Below are 2,232 nucleotides of genomic sequence, written 5' to 3'. Positions count from 1 at the left end.
TAATTCCTATATTTGGTCTAATTCTTACTTCTAATGCCCCACCATAGGCAAACTGAATTGTTGTATTTTCTGCATTCATTTGTTTTAAGCTGGTACCACCCATTTTTACTGTTACAGTAACCCTTTTATATTCTCCTCCTAATGTGCCATATATTGCATAAAATGATTTTTCATCATTCACTGTATCAAATTGAGTTCTTTCAAACGAAACTCCATATGTTAGGATGTCAGTATATGAAACCCCTATCTCATAAGAGTCTGATGCTGCTAATAAACTGACTTGAGTGCCTGGATAATAGTTGTCATTATCTTTAGCATATTGTTCTCTTTTTGATTGTGAATTTGCTTGAGATGTTATTAAAATCATTAGTAAAAGTAATTTTTTCATAACTATTCGTTTAAAATGTTACTAAAATCATCTTCTTTATTTTCCGATATGTGTTATTTGTAATTGTCTGTCACTTATGGAGTAGACAGTTTTAGAGAAATAATCTAAAAATTAAAAGTAAGTTCTGGGGTGACTGTTGCTTTAAATTCCTCACACAATTATATCTCTATATAAAGTTAATATATTAATAATCAATTACATAAAAATTAAGTACAATTTAACTGCCTAAAATTATAAATGGTAAAATAATTTTACAAGCGGATATATATATGCTGTTTTATTTATTTGTGGAGTGAAAAATGTGCTTGAAAATAATAGATTAGATGTTTTTTATAAGGAAGGAGTAGTGATGTATAATCCCGATGGCTCGGAAATGACAAAATAAAGTCGTGAATGATAGTGCAGATTTGTAATCTGTGTCCGCAACAACGAACCACAATTGGAAATGTTTTTCTAGTTATGTTTTTTTTATTACTGATTCGAAGTAGTTCAAAGTTTTGATTTTTGAGCATAAAAAAAGCTTCAGATTTCTCTGAAGCTTTTCTAGCAGGGGAGCGGGACTTGAACCTGTGTCCGCGGCGGCGGAACCTTTAGCTGTTTTTTCGATCTATTTTTGTTTCGGAATTCAAACCGGAAAATAAATTTTTGAGTTCTCAATTCCGATAGCACGGATTTGTAATCCGTGCCCACAAAGATTAGTTGTTTCAATTTGATAGAAAAGCTACTGGTATTATTTTCTTGTAGCTTTTTTGTGTGTTAACTTTATGCCTTATTGCTGCGGGCACGGATTACACCCAAGCGATAGCGAACTGCCGAAGTAAATCACGCACTATCAAACTCAAAAATATATCCGCGTGAGATCTGGTTTATATTTTAATATAAACCATGTTTTTGTAATTATATTATGTTATTTTTGAGAGAATTTTAAACCTAAATCATATGAAGTTAAATTGCCTACTAGGTATTTTTCTGTTTCCCCTTTTTACTTTGAATGCACAAAGTATTTCAACAGAATTAGTAGAATACCAGGTTTTAAGAGAACCAAAAATTAGTATCGACGTCAATTCACGTCAATATTCAGTAACAGTTACTTCACCTTATAACTTGACAAGTGATGAAGTTTATGCCCAATCTAAAGTTGATTTTCAAAACGAATTACAGAATTTTGATAAGGTAATGGCGGATAGTGAAAATGAGTTTAAACAAAAACTGGCAGATTACGATGCTGATGTAGCAAAAGCCAATGCTAAATATAAATCAGAGTCTGAAGAATTTAAAAAGCTTACTTTATTAGAGCGTTTAACACTACAGGATAAAAATCAAAATCCTAGACTTGTTCTTCCAAACAGACCGCTTTATGTAGCACCACTAAAACCGGTTTATCACGAACCAAACCTTCAAAACTTTGTTATTATTGACAATAATGTTTTAGCTTCTCAGGTAAACATTGACGGTTTTGCTAAAGACGGAAATTATTTGACTATTTTATTAGACATCAAAAAAACTAATTTTCAGGATAATTCAGGACAAACGTATGCCAATCAGCCTACAACACTTATTGTAAAGCAAAATGGGCAAGAAAAAATAAATAAAATCTTTTTTCAGGAATATAAATACATTAGTTCGTATCCAACAAACAACATCAATAAACCTCACGAAGAACAACAACATTTGAAAAAAGTCGTAGCTTTTATCAATGATTATTTAAATGAAACATTTGCTTTTAAAACAATCCGATATAGTGTAAGACTTCAGAGTGTTAAAAACAAAGGGCAATATGATGATTTGGAAAAAGCAGATATTTATGTTTCAACTAATTTGAAAAAATTAAGCCCTGAAAATCA

General features: G+C 31.0%; 2 protein-coding genes. One reads left to right on the top strand and one right to left on the bottom strand.

The window, feature by feature from the left end; genetic code table 11:
• The coding region (locus VFS71_RS09585; protein ID WP_326400962.1) for a hypothetical protein at positions 1-388 on the bottom strand (388 nt) is incomplete at its 3' end.
• 939 nt (positions 389-1,327) lie between these two features.
• Between VFS71_RS09585 and VFS71_RS09580 the strand changes: the two genes are divergently transcribed.
• Positions 1,328-2,232 (top strand): hypothetical protein (locus VFS71_RS09580; RefSeq protein WP_326400961.1); only part of this gene is annotated, 905 nt, incomplete at its 3' end.

This window comes from Flavobacterium sp. (assembly GCF_035760125.1).
Classification (GTDB): domain Bacteria; phylum Bacteroidota; class Bacteroidia; order Flavobacteriales; family Flavobacteriaceae; genus Flavobacterium.
This window is presented reverse-complemented; position numbering and strand designations above follow the sequence as displayed.